We start from the raw sequence: 21,803 nt of genomic DNA, 5'->3' as shown, positions 1-21,803 counted from the left end.
TGAAGTGTATGGCCTCCGGCCACCGGTCTTCACGGCCTGTGGACAACCGATAGAGTGACCCCTCTTGATTCGAGAGTGGGGGACAGACCATGCGAAGGTGGGCGGCCGTCCTGGCCGGCGCCTTGATGCTCGCCCTGGCCGGGTGCGGCGAGCTTCCCCAGGGGGTCGACGGCGATCTCACCGACGGTTGGCACACCCCGCCGGCCGCCCTGCAGTTCCGCCCGACGGCCGGCTGCCACGCCGACCTGGCCGAGACCTCGTCGATCGACGACTACGACCCGGTCTCCTGCGACGACCCCCACCTGGCCGAGACGTTCGCGGTGGCCGACCTGGGCGAGGTGTCCAGCGCCGCCCGGGAGGCGCGGGCCTTCCAGGAGTGCTCGTCGCGTGCCGCGGGCTTCGTCGGCGGCGACTGGCGCACCGGCTGGCTCCTCCTGCAGCCCGTCCTGCCCAGCGACAGCGCCTGGTCGGGCGGCGCCCGCTGGGTCCGCTGCGACCTGGCCGAGACGGCGCCGTCGGACGGCACGCTGGTCCGCCGCTCGGGAAGCGTCCGCGACGGCCTGAAAGGCGCCGGCAAGCTGAAGATGACCTGCGCCGACGCCGCCGTCGAGGGCGATCAGGTGACCGGCCTGCGCACGATGCCCTGCGCCGCGAAGCACACGTCGGAGTTCGCCGGCCTCTTCGTGAGCAAGCGCCCCACCGCCGCCGCGGTCACGTCGGCCGAGATGGAAAAGGGCTGCAACGCGGCGATCGCGAAGTTCACCGGCATCCCCAACGACAACACCATCAAAAACCGCGTCGGCTGGCTCGGCTTCCCACCCGACAAGGACTCCTGGCGCCAGGGCGACCACGCCATCCGCTGCTTCCTCTGGCTCAACGGCGAGAAGATGACGGGCTCCTACCGCGACGCCGGCACCAGAAAACTCAAAATCCACTACGTCTACCGATAACCGCAGACATACGCATCCGCGCCCACCCGACCGCAGCGACGACCACCCGCTCCGTCAGCGCGACCTCCGAGCGGCTTCAGGCCGCAGGGCGACTTTCGCGCCACTGCACGGCCGAGGCCACCACCGACCCCGCCGCCCACCAGGTCATCGCCTCGCCGAGCTCTTGCTGACGGCCGCGGCCGGCCCCTGGCCACCTGCCGCGCCAACCACAACTACACGCGAGACGCGCCCTGCGGCCTCTCGTTGCAGAGAGGCCGCGAGGCGCCCCGGGAAGTGGCTCAGACAGCGCTCTCGCCGTCTGGTGGCCGGAGAAGGCGTATCCAGGTCGCGGTGTTGATCTTGGAGAGAGGAGGGGAGGTCAGGCCGTGCGGCGGAGGACGGCCAGGAACATGGCGTCGGTGCCGTGTTTGTGGGGCCAGAGCTGGACGGTCGGGCCGGCGCCGAGGCCGGGCATGCCGGGCGGGAGCAGGGGGCGGGCGTCGACGAAATCGACCTCGACGCCGCTGCGGCGGGCGCCCTCGGTGACCGTCACCTGCGTCTCGACCATGTGGGGGGAGCAGGTCACGTAGGCCACGACGCCGCCGGGGCGGACGGCTCGCAGGGCCGCCACCAGGAGCTCTCGCTGCAGCTTGGTCAGCGGCGGCAGGTCGGCGGGCTGGCGGCGCCAACGGGACTCGGGGCGGCGGCGCAGAGAACCCAGGCCCGTGCACGGCGCGTCGACCAGCACCCGGTCGAAGGACTCCTCGGGCAGGTCGGGGTCGCGGCCCACCGAACGGCCGTCCATCGGCAGGACCGTCACCGGCATGCCCTCCGTCGCCTTTTCCACCAGGCGGGCGCGGTGTTCGGCCACCTCGACCGCCGTCACCTCGGCGCCCCGGGCCGACGCGATCGCGCCGATCAGGCCCGTCTTGCCGCCGGGGCCCGCGCACAGGTCGAGCCAGCGGGTGTCGCGGCCCTCGACCGGCGCGGCCAGCAGCGCCGCCGCCACCAGCTGGGAGCCCTCGTCCTGCACGTGGGCGCGGCCCTCGCGGATGGCCGCCAGCTCGCGCGGGGAACCGCCGTTGAGGTAGACCGCGTACGGCGAGAACGCGGCCGGGACGCCGCCGACCTCGTCGGCCAGCTCGATCGCGTCGGCCCGGCCGGGACGGGCGCACAGGTGCACGACCGGTGGCTGGTTGTCCTCGATCAGCAGGCGGGTCGTGTCGGCCAGGTCGCCGCCGAGCGCCTCGTCGAAGGCCCGGACGATCCACTGCGGGTGGTTGTGCAGCACCGACAGGTTGCCGATCGGGTCTTCCTCAAACGACGGGGCGAGCCGCTCCAGCCACGCCTCCAGCGGCGTCTCGGAGATCGTGCGCATCACCGCGTTGGCGAAACCGGCCGCGCCGGGCGCGACCGAGCGCACCAGGTCGACGGTCTGGTTGACCGCGGCGTGCGCCGGGACCCGGGTGTGCAGCAGCTGGTAGGCGCCGAGCCGCAGCGCGTCGCGGGCCGGCGGGTCGATGCGCGACACCTCCCGGCCGGCGGCCGAGGCGATGATCAGGTCGAGCGTGCCCAGCGTGCGCAGCGTGCCGTAGGTCAGCTCGGTCGCGAACGCCGCGTCGCGCCCGTCCAGCCCCATGTCCCGCAGGATCTCGGAAAGGACGAGGTTGGCGTAGGCGTCGTCGCGGTGCACGGCCGCAATGGCCTCGTACGCGGCCTGGCGGGCCGGGTCGGACGGCGGGCGGCCGGCCCGTGGCGCCCGGCCGGAACGGGAGTCACGGTCGTAGCCCGGCCCCTCGCCGCCGCGGCGCGGACGTCCGGAACCGTGCGGCCTGCTGGCCCTGTGGTCGGTCACTGAAGCTTCTCCCCCGGCTGGATGCGCAGCCCTCGTGCCCAGTCGGTGGCCGGCATCGGCTTCTTGCCGGCGGCCCGTACCTCTCCCAGCGCCACCGGTGTGGTCGCCGTGCCCACGAGCACCTGGGTGCGCTCGACGAGCAGATCACCCGGCGCGAGCTGTGGCGCGTTGGCCACCGGGCGCACCGGACCCAGCTTGAGCCGGTCGTCGCGCAGCGTCGTCCACGCGCCCGGAGCGGGTGTGCACGCCCGGATGCGGCGGTCGACGGCGAACGCCGGGTCGTCCCAGCGGACGCGCGCGTCGTCCACGGTCAGTTTCGGCGCGATGGTCACACCGTCGGCCGGCTGCGGGTGGGCCCGGGCGGCGCCGGACTCGATCGCGTCGAGCACGGCCACGAGCAGCCCCGCGCCCTCGGTGGCGAGCCGCTCGAGCAGGTCGCCGGAAGTGTCGGTGGGGCGGATGTCCTCGGTCAGCGTGCCGTAGACCGGGCCGGTGTCGAGACCGGCCTCGAGCTCGAAGACGCTGGCCCCGGTCACCTCGTCACCGTGCAGCACGGCGTGTTGCACGGGCGCGGCGCCGCGCCAGGCGGGCAGCAGCGAGAAGTGCAGGTTGACCCAGCCGTGCTTGGGGATCTCGAGGGCGCTCGGCGGCACCAGAGCGCCGTAGGCCACCACCGGGACGCAGTCGGGCGCGAGCCGGCGCAGCCGCTCCTGGAACTCGGGCTCGCGCGGCTTGGCCGGGGTGAGCACCTCGATGCCGCGCTCGTCGGCCCAGGCGCCGGCGGGCGAGCGGACCAGGCGCCGCCCGCGCCCGGCCGGCGCGTCGGGGCGGGTGACCACGGCCAGCAGCTCGTGACCGGACGCGGCGATGGCGTCGAGGCTGGGCAGGGTGACGGCCGGCGTGCCGGCGAAGATCAGGCGCACCCGGTCACCGCCCCAGGCCGAAGATGCCCCGGCCGTGCGGGCTCTCTTTGATCATGGGCGGCTTGCCGGCGTCGTACCACTCGGCCGACCTGATCTGCTTCATCGCGTCCTTGCGGGCGGCGGCGTCGAGCCGGTCGATGAACAGGACACCGTCGAGGTGGTCGGTCTCGTGCTGCACGCAGCGGGCCATCAGGCCGTCGCCGACCAGCTGGATGGGGTCGCCGTGCTGGTTGAAGCCGGAGGCGACCACATGCTGGCGGCGCTTGGTGTCGATGTAGACGCCCGGGATGCTCAGGCAGCCCTCGGGACCGTCCTGCTCCTCGTCGTCCGGGAACGACAGCACCGGGTTGACGATGTGCCCGACCACGTCATCCACGTCGAAGGCGAACACCCGCAGGCCGACGCCGAGCTGCGGGGCGGCCAGACCGGCGCCGCCCTCGTCCTGCATGGTCTCGGTGAGATCCTTGACCAGCTTGCGCAGTTCCTTGTCGAAGTCGACGACGGGATCGGCCGGCGACCGGAGCACCGGGTCGCCGAACAGACGGATGGGCTGGACTGTCACGCGACAAGGCTCCTGACATCGTGGGCTGGCACCCAACTAGTCTACGGAGTGCTCCGGCGTGCCGAGCGTCACCGGCAGGGCGTCCCAGCCGCGCAGGTTCATCCGCGGTCGCCGCACCGGTTTCCCGGTCAGGCGCAGCTCGGGGAAGCGGCGGAAGAGAGCGGGCAGGGCGATCTGCGCTTCGAGCCTCGCCAGGGGTGCGCCGAGGCAGTAGTGGGCTCCCGCGCCGAACGACAGTGGGGTGTTGTTGGGTCGTTCCGGCCAGAATTCGTCAGCCTTTTCGAACCGCTCGGGGTCACGATTGGCCGCTCCGAGCAGGAGGACGAGCTCGGCGCCTTCCTCGATTTGGACATTTCCGATTTGTACGGCATGGGTGGCGTAGCGCTCGGTCAGTTGAACCGGGGAGTCGAAGCGGAGGATCTCCTCGACACAGCTTTGCGGCGGGGTTGCTCCATGATCAAGTAGGAGCACGATGCCGTTGCCGAGCAGGTTGGTGGTGGTCTCGAAGCCGGCCACGAGCAGCAGCATCAGGTTGCCGAGAAGCTCCCGCCCGGACAGCTCGCCGCCCTTGGCCAGCGCGGTGGTCAGATCGTCGCCGGGCTCCCGCTGCTTCTGAGCGACGAGGTGGATGAAGTAGTCCTCCAGCTCGACCGCCGCCTCGTGCGCTTTCGCCTCGTCCTCCGGGGTCCACCGCACCTCGAGCACGGCGGTGAGCGCCTCGGCCAGCCGCCGGAACTGCCCGCGGTCCTCGGCCGGCACCCCGAGCAGGGCGGTGATCACCCCGATCGGCAGCGGATAGCACAGCTCCGACATCAGATCGGCCGTGCCGTCGAGCCCGTCCAGCGCCTCGGCGACCTGCTCCTCGATGACCGCGCGGAGCGTGCCGACCCGCCGCGCGGTGAAGACCCCCGCGGCGAGCCGGCGCATCCGGGTGTGATCCGGCGGGTTGGACCGCAACATCGAGTCGGCGAACAACTCGAGCGCCTTGTTGTCACGCCAGTCGTCCCAGCGGCTGTCGAGACGCTTGATGTCGTACGTCTCCATGGCCGCGTCCCGCAGAATGCCGTCCACCGCCGCGTAGCCGGAGACGAAGTAGTACCCGTCGGCCACCGGCAGCACCGGCCCGTACTTCCGCAGCGCGGCGTAGGCGGGCACCGGGTCGTGGGTGGCGCTCGGCGACAGCAGGGTCTTCACAGCTTCAGCGGCATCCATGGTGGACATTCTCGCTAATACGACTCCCCACGGACATCATCGAGCAGCGACGACCGGCTCGGCGCCCACCCGAACGTCTCCCGCGCCCGCGTCGCGTCCATGCCACCGCTGCGCGCCAGCACACCCAGCTGCCCCCGCGCCTGCTCCGGGCTGAGCGACACCGCGGCCGCGCCGGTGCGCTCGGCGATCAGCCGCACGAGCTGCCCCATCTCGAACGTGTCGCCCGAAGCGGCGTTGAAGATCCGGCCGGGTTGCGGCTTCTCCAGCGCCAGCACGAACAGATCGGCCAGATCGTCCACGTGCACCGCCGACCACATCTGCTTGCCGTCGCCGATGAAAGGCACGGTTTCCCGCGTACGGCCGAAGCCCATCAGCCCTTGAATGAGCGCCGATCCTCCGCGCCCGTGAATGAGCGGGACCCGCAGCACCGTGCCACCGGCCGCGAGCACGGTCCGCTCCCCCAGCACCTTGTGCGGCTGCGCGGCGGTGCTCACGCCGACCGGGTCGTCCTCACTCCGCTGCCCTTCGCCGTAGACGAGGCCGGTGCTGGTGTAGATGAAAGGCCGGCCGGCGAGCATGGCGTTCAGGGCGACCGCCTCGATGTCGGCCATGTTCGGGTCCACGTAGTCGACTGCGGTGTGGATCACGGCGGCGGCCCGATCGGCTGCTTTCCCCAGCACGCCGGTCTCGCTCAGGTCGCCACGGACCGGCTCCGCGCCCAGCTCGGCGACCCGTTCGGCCGCCCGCTCCGACCGCGCGAGCGCCTCGACCCGGTGCCCCGCCTCGATCAGGCGCTCCAGCACCACACCGCCGAGATAGCCGCTGCCTCCGGTGAGAAACACGTCCATGACCAGCTCCGTTCGTAGATCCGGCCTCGACCGTAGCATTGCATCGGATTTTTTATCCGATCGGATGTGTGATCCGAATCCCCTGGCCGCCGCCGGGAAATGTCAGGGGGTCCGGGCAGAATGGCTGCGATGGCGACCAAGGGCACGCGAGCAGACCGAGTACCGGCAGAGACCCTGCCGGTGGCCCGCGTCTGCGTCGACGTCCCGCTGCCCCACCTGGACCGCCCCTTCGACTACCTGGTCTCCGCCACCGACGACGAGGCCGCCCAGCCCGGCGTGCGGGTAAAGGTCCGCTTCGCCGGCCAGCTGGTGAGCGGCTTCCTGCTGGAGCGCGCGGAGACGTCCCCCCACGGCGGCAAACTCGCCTACCTCGAAAAGGTCGTCTCCCCCGAGCAGGTCCTCGACCCCGAGATCGCCCGCTTGGCCCGAGCCACAGCCGACCGCTACGCCGGCAACCTCTGCGACGTCCTGCGCCTGGCCGTCCCCCCACGCCACGCCCGGGTGGAGGCACAGCCCGCCAAGCCCTCAGCCCCCCTCGCCGCCACCGACCTCGCCGTCGCCCACCTCGCCGTCGCCGACCTCGCCGTCGCTGGCGGGAACACCGGCGACGCGGCCGCGGCCCTCGGAGCTGAATCGCCCGGCACGACCGACGCCAGGACCGAGGACGGCGCGGCAGGAGACAGCGCGGTCGGCCGGGAGGAGAGCACGGCCGGAAGCGGCGCGGACGAGGAACACGTGGCGCGTACTGCGGTTGAGGTTGGTGGCTGGGGTTCGTATGTCGCTGGGCCGGCCTTTCTGCGGGCGCTCGCGGACGGGCGCGATGCGCGTGCCGTCTGGGGGGCGCTGCCGGGTGAGGACTGGGCGGCCCGGATCGCTGAGGCGGCCGCGGCCACGGTTCGGGGTGGGCGCGGGGTTGTCATCGTGGTGGCGGACGCGCGGGATCTCGAACGGGTGGATCGGGCCCTCGGGGTGGCGCTGGGGCCTGGACAGCATGTGGCGCTGAACGCGGCGCTCGGGCCGGCGGAGCGGTACCGGCGGTTCCTCGCAGCCAGCCGGCATCAGGTGCCGGTGGTGGTGGGCACGCGGGCGGGCATGTGGGCGCCGGTGGCCAAGCTCGGGCTCGTGGTCATCTGGGACGACGGGGACGATCTGCACGGGGAGCCGCGAGCGCCCTATCCGCACGCGCGGGAGGTGCTTCTGACGCGGGCCCAGCTGGCGGGGTCGGCTGCGCTTGTGGCGGGCTTCGCGCGTACGGGCGAAGGGCAATTGCTCCTCGAAACCGGCTGGGCTAAAGAGATCAGCGCCGGGCGGGATGTGCTGCGGCAGCGGGCGCCGGCGATCCAGCCGACCGGCGACGATCCGCAGCTGGCGCGGGATCCGGGCGCCGCCACCGCGCGGCTGCCCAGTCTGGCCTGGCAGGCGGCGCGGCAAGCTTTGCAGGCCGGCACGCCGGTGCTGGTCCAGGTTCCCCGGCGGGGCTATCTGCCGTCGATCGCCTGCGCCGATTGCCGTACGCCCGCCCGGTGTCCACATTGCTCGGGCTCGCTCGAGCTCTCCGGCGCCCGCGACGTGCCCACCTGCCGCTGGTGCGGCCGGGCCGCCGCCGCGTACGCGTGCCCCACCTGCGGCGGCCGGCGCCTGCGCGCCTCGGTGACCGGCGCCCGGCGTACGGCCGAAGAATTGGGCCGTGCCTTTCCCGGCGCGACAGTGCGCACGTCCGGCCGCGACGAGGTCCTCGACACCGTCCCCGCCGAGGCGAGCGTCGTCGTCTCCACGCCCGGCGCCGAGCCGGTCGCCGAGGGCGGCTACGGCGCCGTGCTCCTGCTCGACACGTGGGCGCTGCTGACCCGCTCCGACCTGCGCGCCGCCGAGGAAACCATGCGCCGCTGGTTCAACGCCGCCGCCCTGGCCAAGCCGGCGCCGCACGGCCGCGTCATCGTCGTCGCCGACGGCTCCCTGGCCACCGTCCAGGCCTTGATCCGCTGGGATCCGGCCTGGTTCGCCACGCGCGAACTGACCGAACGCCGCGAGCTCGGCTTCCCGCCCGCCGCCCGCATGGCCAGCGTCACCGGCCTGACCGAGGCCGTCAACGACTTCCTCGACACGGCCCGTCTACCCGCCGACGTGGAACTGCTCGGCCCGGTGCCCGCCCCCGACGACCAGGAGCGCATGCTCCTGCGGGTCCCCCGCTCCAAGGCCGCCCCGCTCGCTCACGCTCTGCACGAGGCCGCCGCCGTCCGCAGCGCCAAAAAGGCACCTCAGCCCGTACGCATCGAGGTCGACCCCACAGCTCTCTTCTAGCCGACCACCAAGTCGAAGGTGCCGTCCTCGAGCCGCTTGACGAAGTCCTTCGCATCCGGCGCCTGAACGATCGCGTCATCCCACGACTCGCTGGCGTTGCTCACCATCAGAACCGGAGCCGGGTCCTGCCGCAGATCGAAGACGAAGTTCTCGAGCCCACCATCCCCACCGATGAGCGCGATCCCCGGAAACCGCTCCTCGGCCTCCCAGATCGCCAGAACCGCACGCCCTTCTGCCGGCGGATAGAGCCACACGTACTTCCCCGACGCCAGCAGCCCCCGCCGAAGCCACGAGTCCGACTGCAGATAGGCGCGCCACTCAGCCGGAAGCGCAGCCCCCTCGGCGAACTCCTTGTCATCAACCGCCCCGCGAAAGTCCAGAACCTCCACGACAGCCCCCACAAGCTGCGTGTTCAGTTCCGCGGTGTCCACCCGCATCTCTTCGGGCGCCGCACCATCCGCGAAGAACTCCGGGCCAACCTCAAGCTTCAGTACGAAGCCCGCGCCGCCCTCACCCACAAACTCTTCCCGGGCAACACGCTCCGCCGCCTCCCGGAACGCGAACACCCGACGGTCCCCACCTTCCGGCAGACCCCGCCACTCACCGGCCTCGATCTCCTCGAGCTCCCCAACCCCCACCGCACACCACAGCGTGACGGCTCCCCCAGTTTGATCTTGACCCATGCCCCGAGAGACTACCGCCAAGATCATCCCAACAACACACGCTCCCCAGCTCAGAATGCATCCTGCCCCCTTTACACACCCCAAACCCCTTTCCTCCCAAGCCCCCATAAGCCCCTTTCCCGTAACCGATAGTGAGCATCCCGGCGGCCACCCAAAAGCAGAAAGCAACCAAGACAGTGCCCCACGCGCCCGAGAGCGGCTCACACGGGCGCCGAGCCCGCAACACGCAAGCGGAGGAGGCCGGGGCGCGGGCGCAGGGGCCGGGGCGCGGGCGCAGAGGCCGGGGCGCGGGCGCAGAGGCCGGGCGCGGGCGCAGAGGCCGGGCGCAGGGGGCCGAGGCGCGGGGCGCAGGCGCAGGGGCCGGGTCGCGGGCGCAGGGAGCGGAGGCGCAGGTGCGGGCCCGAGCGCAGGGGGCCGAGGCGCGGGCGCGGGCGCAGAGGCGCGGGCGCGGGCGTAGGGGGCCCGGGCCCAGGCGCAGAGGGCTAAGGCGCAAGCGCGGAGGCCCGGGGTGCAGGCGCAGAGCCCGGGCGCAGGGGGCCGAGGCGCGGACGCAAGGGGCCGAGGCGCGGGCGCAGAGGCTGAGGGTGAGGCGCAAGCGCAAAGGCCCAGGGCGCGGGCGCAGAGCCCGGGCACAGGGGGCCGAGGCGCAGGCGCAAGGAGCCGAGGCGCAGGCGCAAGGAGCCGAGGCGCAGGCGCAAGGAGCCGAGGCGCAGAGGCCCGGGGCGCACGCGCAAAGGCCTGGGCGCGGGCGCAGGAAGCCGAAGCGCGGGCGCAGGGGGTCAGGGCGCAGGGGCAAGGCGCAGGCGACCCAGCGCGGGCACGCAGGCGCAGGATGACGAAGCGCAGACGGCGGACGGCGTGGTACGCGGCGACCGAGCCAGATCGCGCGGGCGCAGGAAGCAGGACGCAGACGGCCGACCGCCGGATGCACGCGCGACCGATCGGGGAGCCACGCAAGCGCAAAGGCAGGCGAGCAAGGGCGCCGCAAGACCGGCGCGGCCGGCAAGCCCAGAGCCGAACCGTAGGCCGAACGCCGGTGGAGCCGGAGCCGACCGAACACCGGACGGAGGCCAGGTCGGACTCGGTGCCGCGCAACGGCCAGCCGGGGTAAAGCGGAGCGGCCCTACGGCCGACCGAAGGCAAAGCGCAAGCCGAGCCGAACAGCGGCCGGGTTACGACACCGCGGCCGAGCCGACGGCCCGAACGGCGGCGAAATGGTGGCAATGCGAGAAGGGTGCGGCCGGGCAAATAGCGAGCGCCACCACAACAAGCACCCGAACGAAGGCCAAGGCGGCTGAGGGACAGGACAAGGCCCGGCCAAGCGAGACCCGAGCGACGAGACGAACGCCCCGCGCACGGGAGGCCGTACGCCCGCAAGGTCTTCCCCAGCCATCGAACCCGCGTGACCGGCATGGAATTGCCGATCAACCCACCACTCAGCCCCGCCCGCCCGACCGGCTCCCCCGGCCGCACCCCAGCGCGGCAGCGAACATCTCCCGCATCCCGCGCAAGGTGAGCAGCAACCCGTCGTACCACCAAGCAGCGAGTAACCACCCACCCAGCCGCAGCCGACCACCACGCAAGGTTGAGGGCCGGGTGTGGCCGACCCAGACATAAAGCGCTCCCCAGCCAGTCAGGGTCGGCCACACCCGGCCCTCAACCGTCCCAGCGCAAGAAAGCCAAAAGCCGGCACCCCACAAACGCGGGGCACCGGCTCAAGAGCGGAAACCTCAGGCAGCCGCGTTCTTCAGATCCTGGGCACGGTCCGTGTTCTCCCAGAGCAGCTCCGGGATCTCCCGCCCGAAGTGCCCGTACGCCGCCGTCTGCTGGTAGATCGGCCGCAGCAGGTCGAGGTCGCGGATGATGGCCGCCGGGCGCAGGTCGAAGACCTCGTTGATGGCCTTCTCGATGCGCTCCACCGGAACGTTCTCCGTGCCGAACGTCTCCACGAACAGCGACACCGGGTGGGCCTTGCCGATGGCGTACGCCACCTGGGTCTCGCAGCGCTCGGCCAGGCCGGCCGCCACCACGTTCTTCGCCACCCAGCGCATCGCGTAGGCCGCCGAGCGGTCCACCTTGGACGGGTCCTTGCCCGAGAACGCGCCGCCGCCGTGGCGCGAGTAGCCGCCGTACGTGTCGACAATGATCTTCCGGCCGGTGAGGCCGGCGTCGCCCATCGGGCCGCCGATCTCGAAGCGGCCGGTCGGGTTGACCAGCAGGCGGTAGCCGTCGATGTCGAGGCCGAGGCCCTCGAGCTCGGGGGCGATCACGTGCTCGCGGATGTCCGGCGTGAGCAGTGACTCCAGGGAGATGTCGGCCGCGTGCTGCGACGAGACGACCACCGTGTCGAGGCGTACCGGCTTGAAACCGTCGTACTCGATGGTGACCTGGGTCTTGCCGTCGGGACGCAGGTACGGGATCGTGCCGTCCTTGCGGGCTTTCGACAGGCGGCGGGCCAGGCGGTGCGCCAGCGCGATCGGGAGCGGCATCAGCTCGGGCGTCTCGGAGCAGGCGAAGCCGAACATCATGCCCTGGTCGCCGGCGCCCTGGGAGTCGAGCACGTGCTCGCTGTCGCCCTCGCGCAGCTCGAGGGCGCTGTCCACACCCTGGGCGATGTCGGGCGACTGGGAGCCGATGGACACGCTGACGCCGCAGGACGCGCCGTCGAAGCCTTTCTTCGACGAGTCGTAGCCGATGCGCAGGATGGTGTCGCGCACGATGCTCGGGATGTCGGCGTAGGCCTGGGTGGTGACCTCACCCGCCACGTGCACCTGGCCGGTCGTGATCAACGTTTCCACCGCGACGCGGCTGCGCGGGTCCTGCCGGAGCAGCGCGTCGAGAATACCGTCGCTGATCTGGTCAGCGATCTTGTCCGGGTGGCCTTCCGTGACCGACTCGGAGGTGAACAGGCGGCGTGCCACGGTGCTCCTCAGATTTGTCGAATACAACGTAACCGGGAAGTGTAGTCACCGCACCCGGGCTGGCTCACCGCCGCCCACCTGCCCATCCAGTAGGACGGCGACGCGGTCCCAAATCATATCGGCCACATCGTCTTTAGGGAGTTCGGCGTGAACCGCCGTACTCCCGTCAGCCCCCAGCAGCGTGACTTCATTGTGGTCGGCACCGAACACGCGGTCCACTCCCACCTCGTTAACGACGATCAGGTCGGCACGTTTCTTGATCAACTTAGCCCGAGCGTTCTCCAGGGCGTCGTGCGTCTCGGCCGCGAAAGCCACCAGGACCTGCCCTTCCCGCTTGGCCGCGCCCAGTTCCGCCGCGATGTCCGGGTTGGTGGTGAGCTCGATCGGCGCCGGCGTTCCACTGTCTGTCTTTTTGATCTTCTCGGCCGCGACGGTCACCGGCCGGAAGTCCGCCGGCGCCGCCGCCATCACGATCACGTCCGCCTCGGCCGCCGCCTTCACGGTCGCCGCGCGCAACTCCTCGGTCGTACCCACCCTGATCAGTTCGACACCCGCCGGATCGGGCAGCGTCACGTTGGCCGCGATCAGCGTCGTGCGCGCCCCTCGCGCGGCGGCGGCCTTCGCCAGGGCGTACCCCTGCTTGCCGGAAGATCGATTTCCCAGGAACCGGACCGGATCGAGCGGCTCACGCGTCCCGCCCGCCGTCACCACGACGTGACGACCTCGCAGATCAAGGTCAAGACCTCGTTTGAGTACGCGCTGAGCAAGCTCGAAGATCTCGAAAGGATCCGGCAGGCGCCCCTTGCCGGTGTCCTTGCCGGTCAGCCGCCCGACCGCCGGCTCGATGACGACGGCGCCGCGCGCCCGCAGGGTGGCCACGTTGGCCCGCGTGGCCGGGTTCTCCCACATCTCGGTGTGCATGGCCGGCGCGTACACGATCGGGCATGTCGCCGTGAGAAGCGTGTTCGTCAGCAAATCGTCGGCGATGCCGTGCGCCGCCTTGGCCAGCAGATCAGCGGTCGCCGGCGCCACCACGACAAGCTCGGCCGCCCGCCCGATCCGCACGTGCGGCACCTCATGCACGTCGTCCCACACCTCGGTCGCGACGGGCCGCCCGGACAGCGCCGCCCACGTGGGCGCCCCCACGAACTGCAGCGCCGACGCCGTGGGCACCACACGCACCCCATGGCCCGACTCCGTGAACAGCCGGAGCAGCTCGCACGCCTTGTACGCGGCGATGCCGCCACCGACCCCGAGCACGACCTCAGTCACCGCGACCCCCAGAAACGAATCGATCCCGCGCCCCATTCTCGGGGACGCGGGATCGCGTGCGGCGCGGGGCCGCCAAGTTCGGTGACGTGACCCGATCAGGGGTTGTCGGTCGCCTCGGCGGTCAGGAGACCGGCGTTGATCTCGCGCATGGCGATCGAGAGCGGCTTCTCCTGCGGGGTCGTCTCGACGAGCGGGCCAACATACTCGAGGAGGCCCTCACCGAGCTGGCTGTAGTAGGCGTTGACCTGACGGGCGCGCTTGGCCGCGAAGATCACCAGCGAGTACTTCGACGAGGTCTTGTCCAGCAGCTCGTCGATCGGCGGGTTGGTGATGCCTTCGGGGTTCGCGATGGTTCCCACAGTCTCAAGATCCTTAATGCTCTGGGGCTTGCGCTGGCGTCAGAAATGACGAACCGAGCAATCCTACCAGCTCGTCCGCCGCGCGCTCGACGAAGTCGTTGACGACCGTGCGGTCGAACTCCTTCTCGGCTTCCAGTTCCTCGTCCGCGTGGGCGAGCCGGCGCCGGATGGTCTCCTCGTCGTCGGTGCCCCGGCCGACCAGGCGGCGGCGCAGCTCCTCGACGCTCGGCGGGGCCAGGAAGATCAGTTGCGCGTCGGGCATCGAGGCCCGGACCTGGCGCGCGCCCTGCAGGTCGATCTTCAGCAGGACCGGGCGGCCCTGGCCCAGCCAGCCCTCGACCTGCGCCCGCGGCGTGCCGTAGAGGTTGCCGGCGAACTCGGCCCACTCCAACAGCTGACCGCCATCGATCAGCCGCTGGAACTCCTGGCGGGTCACGAAGTGGTAGTGCTCGCCGTCGGTCTCGTAGTCGCGCTTCTTCCGTGTCGTCACGGACACGGACAGCTTGATCCAAGGCGAGCGCGCCCGGATCAACTCGATCACGCTGTCCTTGCCGACCCCACTGGGGCCGGAGAGGACGGTGAGTCGGGCCGCCGGGCGCGCGTCGTCATCCATGCTCACAAGGCTCATTCAACACGAGCCCATGAGTCAGTTCGCAGCGAACTCCCCCAGGAGGGCCTTGCGCTGCTGGTCGCCGAGACCGCGCAGCCGGCGGCTGTCAGCGATCTTGAGCTTCTCCATGATCTGCGTCGCGCGGATCTTGCCGATGCCCGGCAGCGCCTGAAGCACGGCCGAAACCTTCAGCTTGCCGACGACCTCGTCCTCCTCCGCGCGGTCGAGCACCGCGGCGAGGGTGGTCTTGCCGGACTTGAGCTGTTCCTTCAGCTCAGCCCGAGCCTTGCGGACTTCCGCGGCCTTCTCCAGCGCTGCAGCGCGCTGCTCGGGGCTCAGTGACGGGAGCGGCACCAGTTCTCCTCAGGTCCCTATCGCGACGGTAGGTCAATACCGGCGCTTCTGTGAAACGTGGTGTGCCAGGTAACCAAAGGGGCATGTGGTTCCCCGGCGCCGGGAAAACTAGCGGTCAACGGCGCTTTCGGCAACGTGGGGGTACCCCCGCGCCCGCTGTTCGCGTCCCTGGTAAGCAGGGACCTTTTCACCCGAGCGCAGCTGCGCACTCGTCTGTGGCGCGCTCGGCTGCTAGACGCAGCTCGGCCACTGATGGTCCCGCTGTCAGAACTTCCCGTGAGTACGACGGCAGCACGTTACGCAGGCTTTCGCCGAAGACGCGGCGCAGGTCGGAGGGGGTCGCGCCCTGCGCTCCGAGGCCCGGTGCGAGCAGTGGACCGTTCACTGCGGACAGGTCGTGACCGGTCTCGCCGATCGTCGCGCCGATCACCAGACCGAAGCTCCCGAGGGGCTCCGCACCCTTGTTGAGCTGGGAAATCTCGTCGATCATCGTTTGCGCGACGGTCTTGCCGCCGGCGCCGACGGCATGCTGGACGGACGGTCCCTCCGGATTGGACGTCAGTCCCAGGACGAAGACGCCGCCGCCGTTGGCGGCCGCGACGTCGAGTGCCGGCTGCAACGATCCGAATCCGAGATAGGGACTCACAGTAATCGCGTCGGCACGCAGAGAACTCGCCGGATCCAGGTAAGCGGAGGCGTACGCGGCCATGGTCGAACCGATGTCGCCGCGCTTCACGTCGAGCAGAACGAGGGCTCCGGCCTCCCGGGACTGTCGGATAGTTGACTCAAGAATGCCGATGCCGCGTGACCCAAATCTCTCGAAAAACGCGGACTGGGGCTTCAGCACGGCCACCCGATCGGCCAGGGCCTCGACCACCGTTAGGGCGAAGCGTTCCAGGCCGGCCACGTCGTCGGACAGGCCCCACTTGGCCAGCAGGGCGGCGTGCGGATCGATGCCGACGCACAACTGGCCGCGCTTGGCGGTCGCCTCCACGAGGCGCTTGCCGAAGGTCTCCATCGCTGTCATTCCTCTTCCGTGTCGGGTGGCCGCCAGCGCTCGGGCGGCCGATGCGGTAATGCGAGTCCTGCGTTGACGGGCGGCCAGGCGGCCGGGACAAACCGGACCGGCGCCCCGCGGGTGAGCCAGACAAAACGGGCGCTCGGTCGGCGTGGCCTCAACGCCTTCAGCCGGACAAAACGGTCGGATCAACCGGCCGGGCAGCGGCCGGACAAAGCAGTCGAAAAATCTCAGTGTGTTCTGCGCCGCAGTGCGCCGAAATCAGCCGACAGTGGCCGCCGCGGCGACCCCCGCGACGATCCGGGCGACGTCCTCGGCCCCGGTGACGTACGGCGGCATCGTGTAGACGAGGTCGCGGAACGGCCGCAACCAGACCCCCTCGGCGACCGCCGCGGCCGTCGCGGCGTGCATGTCCACGTCATGATCCAGCTGCACCACCCCCATGGCGCCCAGGACCCGGACGTCCGCGACGCCGGGCCGCCCACGCAACGGCTCCAGGCCGTCCCTGAGACCGTTTCCGATCAGTCGCACTTGATCTACCCAGGCCCCGTCCCGCAGAAGCCGCAGCGACGCTCTGGCGACCGCGCACGCGAGCGGATTACCCATGAAGGTCGGCCCGTGCATGAGCCCCCCGCCCGCGCCGCCCGAGATCGCCTCGGCGACCGCGGTCGTGCACAGCGCCGCCGCGAGCGTCAGGTAGCCACCGGTGAGCGCCTTCCCGACACACATGATGTCGGGCACGACCCCGGCGTGCTCGGCCGCGAAGAGCTTCCCGGTCCGCCCGAACCCCGTGGCGATCTCATCGAAGATCAGAAGGATGCCGTACGCCTCGGTCGCCTCCCGCAGCACGCGCAGGTAACGCGGATCATGAAACCGCATGCCACCCGCGCCCTGCACGACCGGCTCGACGACCACCGCCGCGATCTCCCCCGAGTGCCGCGCAATCATTTCAACGAGCTTTTCCGCGTACGCCTCGTCGAACTCAACCGGAGGCGCGTCAACGAAGACCTGCGCCGGCAGCACCCCGCTCCACAGCGAATGCATCCCACCATCCGGGTCACACACGCTCATCGGATGGAAGGTGTCCCCGTGATAGCCACCCCGCCAGGTCGCGAGCCGCCGCCGCCCCGGATGCCCGAGCGCCCGCTGCGCCTGAAGAGCCATCTTGAAGGCGACCTCGACGCTGACCGACCCCGAGTCGCAGAGAAAGACGTGCTCCAACCCCGGCGCGCCCGACGACGCTGAGCCGGACGACGCTGAGCCGCCCGCCCGAGGCGCGAGCTCGACGAGTTCGGCCGCGAGCTCGATGGCCGGCTCGTGGGTGAGCCCGCCGAACATCACATGGCTCATCCGCCGCGACTGCTCGATCAGCGCCTCGTCCAGCACCGGATGCCGATAGCCGTGGATCGCCGCCCACCACGACGACATCCCGTCGACCAGCTCACGGCCGTCGGCGAGCTTCAGCCGCACGCCCGAAGCGCTCTCGACCAGATAGGGCTCACTCCGCCCGGGCATCGGCCCATACGGATGCCAGACATGCGCCCGATCCAGCGCGAGCAACCGCCCCGACCCGCCGGCCGGAGGTGACGTGCTGCCCGGGGGCGGAGGGGTGGTCATCGCGCCGAGGCCGCCTGGTGGTTGGCGGCGGCCTTGGCCGCGGCCCGCACCAAAGCCGGGCCGCGGTAGATGAAGCCGCTGTAGAGCTGGACCAGTGAGGCGCCCGCGTCGAGCAGGCGGGCCGCGTCGTCCGGCTCCATGATGCCGCCCACTCCGATGATCGGGAGGCGGCCGCCGGTTTCCGTGTGGACGAAGTGGACCACCTTGCGGGCCTTCTCCGTCAGGGGGCGGCCGGACAAGCCGCCCGCCTCCGTCGCCCGGGGCTGGTCCGACTGGGCCAGGCCGTCGCGGGACAGCGTCGTGTTCGTGGCGATCACGCCGGCCGCGCCGTGGCTCAGGCAGACCTCGAGGAGTTCCGCGATGGCCGGCTCGGTCAGGTCGGGGGCGATCTTCACGAGCACCGGCTTGGGGCCGACCAGGGCCTTCAGCAGGTCGGCGATCGCCGACTTGTCCTGCAGGCTGCGCAGGCCCGGCGTGTTCGGCGAGGAGACGTTGACCGCGATGTAGTCCGCGTACGGGTGGAGCAGGCGGTGCGAGGTCAAGTAGTCCTCGACCGCCTCCTCCAGCGGGGTCACCTTCGACTTGCCGAGCGAGACGCCCAGCGGCACCCCGATCGGGCCCAGCGCGGCCAGGCGGGTGGCCAGGGCGGCCGCGCCGGCGTTGTTGAAGCCCATCCGGTTGATGATCGCCTCGCTGCCGCGCAGGCGGAACAGCCGCGGCTTGTCGTTGCCGGGCTGCGCCTTCGCGGTGACCGTGCCGACCTCGACGAAGCCGAACCCGAGGGCCGGCCAGGCCGGCAGCGCGATGCCGTTCTTGTCCATGCCGGCGGCCAGGCCGACCGCGTTCGGGAAGCGGACCCCGAACGCCTCGACCGGCGCGCTCGTCGCGTAGCGGGCCCGCATCAGTGACCGCGCCGGCGCCGGCAGCCCAGCCAGCCGGTGCAGCGTGAACTCGTGCGCCGCCTCGGCGTCGCCACCGCCCAGCCGGAACAGGACCGGCCGGACGGTGGACTCGAAGAGGGTCATGCCGTGCCGCCGCGCAACGCGGCGTGCAGCTCCTGCAGCGGGCGGACGGACATGTCGCCGCGCATCAGCGCCTCGATGCCCATGACCGCGGCCGCCGCGCCCGGCACCGTGGTGATGCTCGGGATGTCGGCGGTGACCGCCGCGCTGCGGATCTCGTACCCGTCGGAGCGGGCCGAAGCGCCGGAGCCCTGCGGGGTGTTGATGATCATCGCGATCTCGCCGGACTGGATCAGCGAGATGGCGTTCTGGCCGGGGCTCTCGAAGTGCTTCGGCACGATCTCGCACACGACGCCGTAGCGGCGCAGCACCTCGCCGGTGCCGGCCGTCGTGACGATCGTGAAGCCGAGGTCGGCCAGCCGCTTGATCGGGAAGACCATGGCCCGCTTGTCCCGGTTCGCCACCGACACGAAGATCTTCCCGGCGGTGGGCAGCGATCCGTACGCCGCCGCCTGGCTCTTGGCGAACGCCTGGCCGAAGCCGGCGTCGATGCCCATGACCTCACCGGTCGACTTCATCTCGGGGCCGAGCAGACTGTCGACGCCCTTGCCGGCCGGGGTGCGGAACCGCTTGAACGGCAGCACCGCCTCCTTGATGGCGATCGGCGCGTTCTCCGGGACCGTCCCGCCGTCGCTGTCCGGCAGCAGGATGCCCTCGGCCCGCAGATCGCCGATCGTCGCGCCCAGCATGATCCGGGCCGCCGCCTTGGCCAGCGGCACCGCTGTCGCCTTGGAGACGAACGGCACCGTCCGCGACGCGCGGGGGTTGGCCTCGAGCACGTAGAGCACGTCGTCCTTGAGCGCGTACTGCACGTTCAGCAGGCCGCGCACCCCGACACCGCGGGCGATCGCCTCGGTGTAGCGGCGCACCTCGGCCAGGTGCGAGCCGGCCAGGGTGATCGGCGGCAGCGAGCAGGACGAGTCGCCGGAGTGGATGCCGGCCTCCTCGATGTGCTCCATCACGCCGCCGATGTAGACCTCGCCGTCGGCGTCGCAGAGCGCGTCCACGTCGATCTCGACCGCGTCGTCGAGGAACCGGTCGACCAGTACCGGGTGGTCGGGCGAGATCTCGGTGGCCCGCTCGATGTAGCCCTTCAGGGTCGGCTCGTCGTAGACGATCTCCATGCCGCGGCCGCCGAGGACGTACGACGGGCGGACCAGCACCGGGTAGCCGATCGTGTCGGCGATCCCCTTGGCCTCCTCGAAGCTGGTGGCCGTGCCGTGGTCGGGCGAGCGCAGGCCGGCCTTGGCCAGCACCGCGCCGAACAGGCCGCGGTCCTCGGCCAGGTCGATCGACTCGGGCGAGGTGCCGACGATCGGCACGCCGGCCGCCTTGAGCCGGTTGGCCAGGCCGAGCGGGGTCTGGCCGCCGAGCTGCACGATCACGCCGACCACGCCGGGGCCGCCGGCGGCCTTGCCCGAGCTGTCCTCGGCGTGGAACACCTCGAGGACGTCCTCGAAGGTGAGCGGCTCGAAGTAGAGCCGGTCGGCCGTGTCGTAGTCGGTCGACACCGTCTCCGGGTTGCAGTTGACCATGACGGTCTCGTAGTTGACCCCGCGCAGGGCCATGACGGCGTGCACGCAGGAGTAGTCGAACTCGATGCCCTGGCCGATGCGGTTCGGCCCGGAGCCCAGGATCAGCACCTTGGGCCGGTCGGAGGGCGCGACCTCGGTCTCCTCGTCGTACGTGGAGTAGTGGTACGGCGTGTTCGCCTCGAACTCGGCCGCACACGTGTCGACGGTCTTGTAGACCGGGCGCACGCCGAGCCGATGCCGCAGCGTGCGGACGCCGTCCTCGCCGGCCAGCTCGGGCCGCAGCGCGGCAAGCTGCTTGTCGGAGATTCCCGAGCGCTTGGCCGTACGGAGGAGCTCCTCGTCGAGCACCGGCGCGTCGAGGATCTCCCGGCGCAGGTCGACCAGCGCCTTGATCTCGTCGAGGAACCAGGGGTCGATACGCCCGCTGGCCTCGTGCACCTGCTCGACCGTGGCGCCCAGCCGCAGAGCGGCCTCCACGGTGTACAGCCGGCCGTCGTGCGGAATGCGCATCGCCTCGAGAGCGGCCTCGGCGGTCTCAAAAGAGGGCGACGTCCAGAAACCCGCGGCCTTGGTCTCCATCGACCGCATCGCCTTGTTCAGCGCCTCGGCGAAGTTGCGGCCGATCGACATCGCCTCGCCGACCGACTTCATCGTGGTGGTCAGCTCGGCGTCGGCACCGGGGAACTTCTCGAACGCGAACCGCGGGATCTTCACGACCACGTAGTCGAGCGCCGGCTCGAAGGCGGCCGGGGTCTTGAGCGTGATGTCGTTCGGGATCTCGTCGAGCGTGTAGCCGATGGCCAGCTTGGCCGCGATCTTGGCGATCGGGAAGCCGGTCGCCTTGGAGGCCAGCGCCGACGAGCGGGAGACGCGCGGGTTCATCTCGATCACGACGAGCCGGCCGTTGTCCGGGTTGATCGCGAACTGGATGTTGCAGCCGCCGGTGTCGACGCCGACCTCGCGCAGCACGGCGATGCCGAGGTCGCGCAGGTTCTGGTACTCCCGGTCGGTCAGCGTCATGGCCGGCGCCACGGTGACCGAGTCGCCGGTGTGCACGCCCATCGGGTCGATGTTCTCGATCGAGCAGACGACCACGACGTTGTCGTGCTTGTCGCGCATCAGCTCGAGCTCGTACTCCTTCCAGCCGAGCACGCTCTCCTCGATGAGGACCTCGTGCACCGGGGACGCGGCGAGACCGGAGCCGGCGATGCGCTCGAGGTCCTCGTCGGTGTGTGCCATGCCCGAGCCGAGGCCGCCCATGGTGAACGAGGGGCGGATGACGACCGGCAGGCCGAGCTCGGCAACGGTCGCCTTGACCTCGTCCATCGAGTGGCAGACGCGCGAGCGCGGGGTCTCGCCGCCGGCCTTGGCCACGATCTCCTTGAACAGCTGGCGGTCCTCGCCGCGGCGGATCGCGTCGACGTCGGCGCCGATCAGCTCCACGCCGTACTTCTCCAGGACGCCGCTCTCGTGCAGGGCGATCGCGGTGTTGAGCGCGGTCTGCCCGCCCAGCGTGGGCAGGATCGCGTCGGGGCGCTCCTTGGCGATGACCAGCTCGACGAACTCGGGGGTGATCGGCTCGACGTACGTGGCGTCGGCGAACTCCGGGTCGGTCATGATCGTGGCCGGGTTGGAGTTGACCAGCGAGACCCGGATGCCCTCGGCCCGCAGGACGCGGCAGGCCTGGGTGCCGGAGTAGTCGAACTCGCAGGCCTGGCCGATGACGATCGGGCCGGAGCCGATCACCATCACGTGCTTGAGATCTTCACGCTTCGGCATGTG

Annotated in this window: 17 protein-coding genes; 2 read left to right on the top strand and 15 right to left on the bottom strand. The window is 71.0% G+C overall.

Features of this window, described 5'->3' with window-relative positions:
• Positions 1-89: 89 nt before the first annotated feature.
• Positions 90-950 carry a septum formation family protein gene (locus tag CRP55_RS31320; protein ID WP_097324654.1) on the top strand — a complete coding sequence of 287 codons (861 nt, stop codon included), beginning with the start codon at positions 90-92 and terminating at the stop codon, positions 948-950.
• Positions 951-1,308: 358 nt separating this feature from the next.
• Here CRP55_RS31320 and CRP55_RS31315 read toward each other — a convergent pair whose 3' ends face one another.
• The 5 genes from CRP55_RS31315 to CRP55_RS31295 are packed head-to-tail and all read right to left on the bottom strand — an operon-like array spanning position 1,309 to position 6,329.
• Positions 1,309-2,784 carry an RsmB/NOP family class I SAM-dependent RNA methyltransferase gene (locus CRP55_RS31315; protein ID WP_097324649.1) on the bottom strand — a complete coding sequence of 492 codons (1,476 nt, stop codon included), beginning with the start codon at positions 2,782-2,784 and terminating at the stop codon, positions 1,309-1,311.
• Positions 2,781-3,707, bottom strand: a complete 927-nt coding sequence (gene fmt, locus CRP55_RS31310; RefSeq protein ID WP_097324641.1) for a methionyl-tRNA formyltransferase — start codon at positions 3,705-3,707, stop codon at positions 2,781-2,783. Before fmt ends, CRP55_RS31315 begins: the two co-directional genes overlap by 4 nt.
• A 4-nt stretch (positions 3,708-3,711) precedes the next feature.
• Positions 3,712-4,269: a peptide deformylase gene (def, locus tag CRP55_RS31305; protein ID WP_097324638.1), complete on the bottom strand. Its 558-nt coding sequence runs from the start codon at positions 4,267-4,269 to the stop codon at positions 3,712-3,714.
• 36 nt (positions 4,270-4,305) lie between these two features.
• Positions 4,306-5,481 (bottom strand): cytochrome P450, encoded by a 1,176-nt coding sequence (locus CRP55_RS31300; protein ID WP_097324635.1) that lies wholly within the window; start codon positions 5,479-5,481, stop codon positions 4,306-4,308.
• A 14-nt stretch (positions 5,482-5,495) separates the two neighbouring features.
• The gene (locus tag CRP55_RS31295; protein ID WP_179855403.1) at positions 5,496-6,329 is read right to left on the bottom strand and encodes an NAD-dependent epimerase/dehydratase family protein; all 834 of its coding nucleotides are present in this window, start codon (positions 6,327-6,329) and stop codon (positions 5,496-5,498) included.
• A gap of 129 nt (positions 6,330-6,458) precedes the next feature.
• Between CRP55_RS31295 and CRP55_RS31290 the strand changes: the two genes are divergently transcribed.
• Positions 6,459-8,630, top strand: coding sequence for a primosomal protein N' (locus CRP55_RS31290; protein WP_097324629.1), 2,172 nt, complete (start codon positions 6,459-6,461; stop codon positions 8,628-8,630).
• Here the strand turns inward: CRP55_RS31290 and CRP55_RS31285 are convergent.
• The 10 genes from CRP55_RS31285 to carB all read right to left on the bottom strand — a co-directional run bounded on the left by CRP55_RS31285 (position 8,627) and on the right by carB (position 21,800).
• Positions 8,627-9,313: a hypothetical protein gene (locus CRP55_RS31285; RefSeq protein WP_143235021.1), complete on the bottom strand. Its 687-nt coding sequence runs from the start codon at positions 9,311-9,313 to the stop codon at positions 8,627-8,629. The genes CRP55_RS31290 and CRP55_RS31285 overlap by 4 nt on opposite strands.
• 1,730 nt (positions 9,314-11,043) lie before the next feature.
• A complete protein-coding gene (metK, locus tag CRP55_RS31280) occupies positions 11,044-12,234 on the bottom strand; it encodes a methionine adenosyltransferase (RefSeq protein WP_097324621.1) in 1,191 nt (396 codons plus the stop codon).
• Between the two features lie 45 nt (positions 12,235-12,279).
• Positions 12,280-13,542 (bottom strand): bifunctional phosphopantothenoylcysteine decarboxylase/phosphopantothenate--cysteine ligase CoaBC, encoded by a 1,263-nt coding sequence (coaBC, locus tag CRP55_RS31275; RefSeq protein ID WP_097324618.1) that lies wholly within the window; start codon positions 13,540-13,542, stop codon positions 12,280-12,282.
• A gap of 59 nt (positions 13,543-13,601) precedes the next feature.
• Entirely contained in the window at positions 13,602-13,865 is a 264-nt protein-coding gene (gene rpoZ / locus CRP55_RS31270; RefSeq protein WP_015623990.1) for a DNA-directed RNA polymerase subunit omega, read from the bottom strand.
• 13 nt (positions 13,866-13,878) lie between these two features.
• Positions 13,879-14,478, bottom strand: coding sequence for a guanylate kinase (gene gmk / locus CRP55_RS31265; RefSeq protein ID WP_097324840.1), 600 nt, complete (start codon positions 14,476-14,478; stop codon positions 13,879-13,881).
• Between the two features lie 33 nt (positions 14,479-14,511).
• Positions 14,512-14,829: an integration host factor, actinobacterial type gene (gene mihF / locus CRP55_RS31260; RefSeq protein ID WP_020517554.1), complete on the bottom strand. Its 318-nt coding sequence runs from the start codon at positions 14,827-14,829 to the stop codon at positions 14,512-14,514.
• Positions 14,830-15,016: 187 nt separating this feature from the next.
• Positions 15,017-15,847, bottom strand: coding sequence for an orotidine-5'-phosphate decarboxylase (gene pyrF / locus CRP55_RS31255; protein WP_097324615.1), 831 nt, complete (start codon positions 15,845-15,847; stop codon positions 15,017-15,019).
• Positions 15,848-16,108: 261 nt separating this feature from the next.
• Positions 16,109-17,464, bottom strand: coding sequence for an adenosylmethionine--8-amino-7-oxononanoate transaminase (locus tag CRP55_RS31250; protein ID WP_097324612.1), 1,356 nt, complete (start codon positions 17,462-17,464; stop codon positions 16,109-16,111).
• Complete coding sequence (locus tag CRP55_RS31245; protein ID WP_097324609.1) at positions 17,461-18,489, bottom strand: quinone-dependent dihydroorotate dehydrogenase; 1,029 nt, start codon at positions 18,487-18,489, stop codon at positions 17,461-17,463. Before CRP55_RS31245 ends, CRP55_RS31250 begins: the two co-directional genes overlap by 4 nt.
• A complete protein-coding gene (gene carB, locus CRP55_RS31240) occupies positions 18,486-21,800 on the bottom strand; it encodes a carbamoyl-phosphate synthase large subunit (RefSeq protein ID WP_097324605.1) in 3,315 nt (1,104 codons plus the stop codon). The genes CRP55_RS31245 and carB overlap by 4 nt, the downstream gene beginning before the upstream one ends.
• Positions 21,801-21,803: the final 3 nt, after the last annotated feature.

Source organism: Paractinoplanes atraurantiacus, assembly GCF_900215205.1.
Lineage (GTDB): Bacteria > Actinomycetota > Actinomycetes > Mycobacteriales > Micromonosporaceae > Actinoplanes > Actinoplanes atraurantiacus.
Note: the sequence above shows the minus strand (reverse complement) of the source record. Positions and strands in the feature narration are given on the sequence as shown.

Excerpts from the sequence above, each read along its gene's own strand:
- CRP55_RS31320 (WP_097324654.1), top strand. The coding sequence starts at position 90 with ATGCGAAGGTGGGCGGCCGTCCTGGCCGGCGCCTTGATGCTCGCCCTG.
- CRP55_RS31300 (WP_097324635.1), bottom strand. The coding sequence starts at position 5,481 with ATGGATGCCGCTGAAGCTGTGAAGACCCTGCTGTCGCCGAGCGCCACC.
- CRP55_RS31295 (WP_179855403.1), bottom strand. The coding sequence starts at position 6,329 with ATGGACGTGTTTCTCACCGGAGGCAGCGGCTATCTCGGCGGTGTGGTG.
- CRP55_RS31290 (WP_097324629.1), top strand. The coding sequence starts at position 6,459 with ATGGCGACCAAGGGCACGCGAGCAGACCGAGTACCGGCAGAGACCCTG.
- CRP55_RS31285 (WP_143235021.1), bottom strand. The coding sequence starts at position 9,313 with ATGGGTCAAGATCAAACTGGGGGAGCCGTCACGCTGTGGTGTGCGGTG.
- coaBC (WP_097324618.1), bottom strand. The coding sequence starts at position 13,542 with ATGGGGCGCGGGATCGATTCGTTTCTGGGGGTCGCGGTGACTGAGGTC.
- gmk (WP_097324840.1), bottom strand. The coding sequence starts at position 14,478 with ATGGATGACGACGCGCGCCCGGCGGCCCGACTCACCGTCCTCTCCGGC.
- pyrF (WP_097324615.1), bottom strand. The coding sequence starts at position 15,847 with ATGGAGACCTTCGGCAAGCGCCTCGTGGAGGCGACCGCCAAGCGCGGC.
- CRP55_RS31250 (WP_097324612.1), bottom strand. The coding sequence starts at position 17,464 with ATGACCACCCCTCCGCCCCCGGGCAGCACGTCACCTCCGGCCGGCGGG.
- CRP55_RS31245 (WP_097324609.1), bottom strand. The coding sequence starts at position 18,489 with ATGACCCTCTTCGAGTCCACCGTCCGGCCGGTCCTGTTCCGGCTGGGC.
- carB (WP_097324605.1), bottom strand. The coding sequence starts at position 21,800 with ATGCCGAAGCGTGAAGATCTCAAGCACGTGATGGTGATCGGCTCCGGC.